Source organism: Frankia sp. CcWB2, from assembly GCF_977927585.1.
In genome coordinates, this window is record NZ_CDWRCM010000040.1 from 20,679 (window position 1) to 25,731 (window position 5,053).

The following is a 5,053-nucleotide window of genomic DNA, read 5'->3' on the forward strand; positions in this document are numbered from 1 at the left end:
CAACGGCCTGCCGTCCTCCTACGGACCCGGGTACGACGGACCCGCCGAGCGGGGCCTCCAGGCGGCGGGGGGTGGGCACTACCCCGCGTTCGACGGCCAGCCCGACCGCATGCCGCCGGGTGCCGGCGGGCAGTTCGCGGGTTTCGAGCCGTTTGACCGGTCCGCGCCAGGCAAGGAGCCCGGAGGTGCCTCCGGGCAGGTCGAAAGTCCCTACATCGAGGAGTTCGCCAGGCTTCAAGAGGGTCTGATGCGGCAGGTCCGCCGCACGGACGAGGTCCGGCCGGACCGGTCCTGATCTGCGATTAGCGCCTCCACGCGGCCACGCCGTCCGGACTCCGGCTCGGCATGACCATGCGGCCCGTCCCGGCGAACCCGCTTCCCATCCTCACCGCACGTAAGGGAGAGGGAACCATCAGCGGCATCTGGCACCGCGGGTCAGAAGCGGAACGTGAGTCAGCAGTGACGGTGAACCCGAACGGGCTACACCCTTCGTGCCCGCTGGCCCGCTATGGTGCATGCTGCCGGTGATGGAGGATTCGCGCCTTGCTGACGTCGAGCAGTATCACGGGCGACTGCGCTCGGAGCTCGACGTCATCGCCCGTGGGCCGGTCCTGGTCGGCCCGAAGATTGTCGAGCATATTCACTCGCTGATCACCCTCATCGACCTTCATCAGCCGAATGAGTTCGACCTCTGTCTGAGCTGCGACCGTCTCTGGCCCTGTGCGTCGATCATCGCGATCACCGGCATGTCACCGGGCGCCGCACCGGACAGCCGGGCGGTCGACGAGGAGGATGAGCAGGCCGCGGGCATCGGGCGAGCGGTCGCCGGACGGGCATCCGGCCGATCGGGTCCGGTCGCGTCTCCCGACGCGGAACACCCCGGCCCGGATCCCCGGCCGGTGGCCCCCGAGGGGCGGGGAGCCCGTCCCGGGCCACCCCACCGCGAGCACCCCGCCACCGGCGACGAGGCCAGGATGTTCCCTCCGGCGCGCCCCGCGGCCAGGCCGCCCGCGCCACCGCCGCCACCGCAGTCACCGGTCAGGCCGCCTGCCCCAGTTCCTGGACAGTTCCCCGAGCCGATGCCCGGGGCAGCTGCCCACCTGTCCATGGGGTCCCCGGCGGACTCCGACCACCCGCCGTCCGGGGGACACTCCGACCGTTCGGGCTACCCGCCCCCGGACGCCCACCCCGCCCAGCGGGGTGCTCCGCAGCCAACCGGTGCCCGGCCACGACTGCCCGGCGGGCGGCAACATGCTCCCAACGGATACTCCTCGGACCGGTATCCGACGGGCGGGTACCCCACGGACCGGGACCGGGACCGGTCCACCGCGGACAGCTACCCGCCGGCCGTAAACCCGTCGGTGGCCCGGGGCGATGTCGTCGTGCCGTCGTCCCGGCCCGCTCCCTCGATCTCCGGTCCGGTCGAGATGGCCACGGCCAGGGTCGAGACGCCGCGCCCGATGACCGGAACCGGAACCGGGCCGGGCGGCCCGTCAGACCCCGGTCACGCGGTGCCGGGGCCCGGACGCTACCAGGGCCGGCCATCACCCCAGCCGGGGCCGACGCCGCCGGAATCCATCCGGTCGGGATCTATGCATCGCGGGCAGCCCGACCGCGGGCAGCCGGGCCCGGCCGAGTCCCCGGGACGCCCCGCGGGGAACAGGGCGAGAGCCTGGGTAGACCGTCCCCGAGCACCGGAGCGACGCGTGGAACCGGGTGGGCAACCGACGAGGGACCGGCCCGGCCCACGGCCCATCGGCCGTCCCGACCATCCCGGGCCGACCTCCGATCGGAACCCGACCCCGCCCGACGGGCGCGCCCCGGACGGAACCGGTGGTGTACCGCACGGCTCCGGTCGCCGGTACGCGCAACCCGGGATCGACCCGCCGAACTCGTCGCACCCCGGTCGGGCTGCCATGCCGCGAACGGCCGCACGAGCGGATGCGGATGCGGACATGGTGCCGCCTCCCCGCGGCAACCTATCGGCGGCGGCGGCCCGCATCGACCAGACCGCGGTCGACGAGGTCACGCGGGCCTGGATGGCTCGCCGCGAGTCGGTGCTGGACGGCATCGACGTCATCTGACGCCATCCCCCGACGCGGTCACCCGCTCGGCCGTCCCAGCGGGGGAGGCCGACCCGCCCCGGCGCGGCTCCCCGGCCCGACGCCCGGCCGGGGAAACGCCGACGCTGTCCTCGGCGCGTCGCGTCGCCCGGACGTCCCGGTCGCGGTATCCAGATGCGTCGCGTGGCCGTTGCCTGGCTCGACGACCACAGAGGGTCAGGTTTGGGGGGGCGGTCATGGTGGCAGTAACGCGACGCGGCAGACCCCCGCACCGGGATGATGACCGTGCCTGACGACCCCACGGAAGGTGAGGCGTGGCCGAAGCTCTCAGCGCACGCTTTGACCTGCCCGCCGATCCCCGTGCCGCCAGCCGAGCCCGCCGGCTGGTCACCGAGCTGCTCGCCGCTTGGGGCCGCCCGGAGACCGTCGAGGTCGCGCAGCTGCTCGTCAGTGAGGTCGTGACGAACGCGGTGCGCTTCGTCGGTGCCCGCGCCGCCCTGTGCCTCACGCTGTCCCTGCGCGACGACCGGATCCGCATCGCGGTCGACGACGGAAGCTCGCTGTGGCCGGTGCTGAAACCCGCCCACGATGACGACGAGTCGGGCCGGGGCATGCATCTGGTCGCCGCGCTGGCGATGCAGTGGGGTGTCGTCGAGATGCCGGACACCCGGGGGTCAGGCAAGCAGGTCTGGTTCGACCTGCCACGCCAACAGGATCCGATCGAGGCGGTCTGCGGCTCCTGACCAGGGCCGCCGACCGATTCCTCCCGAAGCGTCGTCGCGCGACTTCCGGTGGCTAGGTTAGCAATAAGGATGCTTCAGCTGCTGTTCAGCCAAGCCGCATACCGTTCAGCCAAGCCGCATACCGTCGAGCCGCGTACCGTGACGTACGTCTCCTCTGCATCACGACCGTGATCGCACCTGTCGATCCTACGGGGGTAGTCATCGAGACTCCGGTCCTGCTCGGCGCTGACAGCGCCGAGAGCGCCGCGCCCGCGCCCCCGCTTCCACCACCGGCGGTGTTGACCCGGCAGCTACTACGACGCTCTGGTGCCCACCCGGGCGGCAACTCCGACGACGTGGCTGCAACGGCACCGAACTCTGCAACGGCACCGAGGGTCGAGCTCGTCGCCTCCCCGGCCGGTGACGCCCACGTCTTCGCCGAGCCGCTCGCGCTCCGTCTCGGGCCGGTCCGATCGGCCCGGTCCCGGCGACGCAACGTCCTGCTCGCCGGCATGCTCGCCGTTCCCCTCACCATCCTGGCCGTGCGCTTCCGCGGCGACATGGCCTCACGGCTGGCCGGCGTTCCCGCGCCCCGCTGGCACTGGCTCGTCATCTGCGCGCTCTCCTCGGTCCTGTTCTACTTCGCCAACGGCCTGTCCACGCGGGCGGCCAGCGGCCTGCGGCTCGAGCTACGTACCGCGACCGGCCTGCAGGTCGCGGCGGCGGCGGCGAACCGGATCGTGCCCGCGGGTCTCGGGGCCATCGCGGTCCATCTGCGTTTCCTGGAACGGCGCGGGATGACGCGTCCCGCGGCCTTGGCGGCCATCACGTCAATCAAGGTGGCCGGCGGGGTGGCGCACCTCGGGGGCATCGTCCTGGTCGCCGGCACCCTCAGCGACTCGGGCATCGGCGCGGCCCTGACTAACCCGCTGCGGTCCACTGTCCAGGGGCTCGGGCCGGGGCCGTTCGTGCTCAGCTGTGGGGCGGTCTGCGCGCTCGTGACGGGCACCGTGGCCCATCCGCGGATCCGGTCGAAGGCCCGGCCGGCAGTGCGGGCCTTCGACACTCATCTGAAGATCCTCGCCCGTTCCCCGTGCCGGACTCTGGTGCTGCTGCTGTCCCAGATAGGGACACGCTTCTTCCAGATCCTCGCGCTCGCCTGCACGGTCTGGGCATTCGGCACCAGCATGACGTTGATGTCCGTTGCCGCGGTCTACCTCATCGGCTCGATGGTAGCCGGCGCGGCGCCGACAGCCGGCGGCATCGGCGCGATCGAACCGGCACTCGCCTTCGGGCTCGCGGCCGCGGGTGGTACGGCGGCGTCCATGTTCACCGCGGTCCTCGTCTACCGCCTGATCAGCTTCTGGCTGCCGGTGCTGCCGGGGATCCTCATGCTGGCCTGGCTGCGCCGCACCGGCGACCTGTAGGCGGGGGCAGGGGGTCGGCGCGACCGCGGCCCGGGAGCGGCCCAGGCGGGCGGGGTGGCCGCTCACCCGCGCCGGGACGACCGGCGGCGACGGCGACGGCGGATCCCACCCACCAGGAGCAGCACACCTCCACCGACGAGAACGACCCGCTCCCAGCGCACCACCCGAACCACAATGGCGCCGCCGGAGGGTCCGGGCACCGCCCTGCCGTCCAGGGCACCCCCGGTCAGCGTGCCCGCATCCCCCCGCCGGGCCAGGCCATCGGCTCCGACGCCGGCTCCCAGTTCGGGAAGCGCGGGCCCCGGGCCGATCCCGAGGACCGGACCGTACCTGTGGCGCAGTTCGGCGGTCTTCGCCCGCAACTGCACCTGGGCCCGCTCGGCGACGCGGCGCGGGCTGACGATCTCCGCGATGGAATCGATCGTCTCCGCCAGTTCGGCGCGGGTCTCTTCGATCTGTTGCTGGATCACGGCCGGGTCCTGCGGCACCGATGTCGCCCTCTCGTCCGTTGCGAATGGCGGACGCGCTCCCGCGACTGGCGTCGATCGGCGTCGATGGACGCCACGGACATCTCCGTCGGGTGCGACCGGCCTGCAACGATCGTGCCAGACACATCACCGCCCGGCGAGACCAAACGGCCAGTGGCGCGACACGTCACGCAGGCGCACCGACGCACGACGTCTCGCCCCGTCCGATCCCGGTCTCCGTACCGCGCAGATGGCGCCGCGGGCGGAAGCGACCGCCCACCGAAATCCGTCCGGCGGGACATTACGCTGAACGCTGTGCTCGAGGGCCAGCGGTGGTCTGGCCCGGGTGGGAGTCGCCCGGGCGACTCCCACCG

At 72.8% G+C, this 5,053-nt stretch carries 4 protein-coding genes and 1 pseudogene; 4 read left to right on the forward strand and 1 reads right to left on the reverse strand.

Annotated features, from left to right (window positions below):
- The 4 genes and pseudogenes from ACY45C_RS06620 to ACY45C_RS06635 form a co-directional block, all read left to right on the forward strand.
- A pseudogene (locus tag ACY45C_RS06620) lies at positions 1-295 on the forward strand (hypothetical protein); the annotation flags it as partial.
- A 1,660-nt stretch (positions 296-1,955) separates the two neighbouring features.
- Positions 1,956-2,084 (forward strand): hypothetical protein, encoded by a 129-nt coding sequence (locus ACY45C_RS06625; protein WP_462186757.1) that lies wholly within the window; start codon positions 1,956-1,958, stop codon positions 2,082-2,084.
- A 293-nt stretch (positions 2,085-2,377) separates the two neighbouring features.
- On the forward strand, positions 2,378-2,806 hold the full coding sequence (locus ACY45C_RS06630; protein ID WP_462186758.1) for an ATP-binding protein: 429 nt from the start codon (positions 2,378-2,380) through the stop codon (positions 2,804-2,806).
- A gap of 167 nt (positions 2,807-2,973) precedes the next feature.
- Entirely contained in the window at positions 2,974-4,212 is a 1,239-nt protein-coding gene (locus ACY45C_RS06635; RefSeq protein ID WP_462186759.1) for a lysylphosphatidylglycerol synthase transmembrane domain-containing protein, read from the forward strand.
- 62 nt (positions 4,213-4,274) lie between these two features.
- On the opposite strand, the gene ACY45C_RS06640 is transcribed toward ACY45C_RS06635, so the two are convergent.
- Positions 4,275-4,700 carry a DUF3618 domain-containing protein gene (locus ACY45C_RS06640; RefSeq protein WP_462186760.1) on the reverse strand — a complete coding sequence of 142 codons (426 nt, stop codon included), beginning with the start codon at positions 4,698-4,700 and terminating at the stop codon, positions 4,275-4,277.
- Positions 4,701-5,053 lie beyond the last annotated feature (353 nt).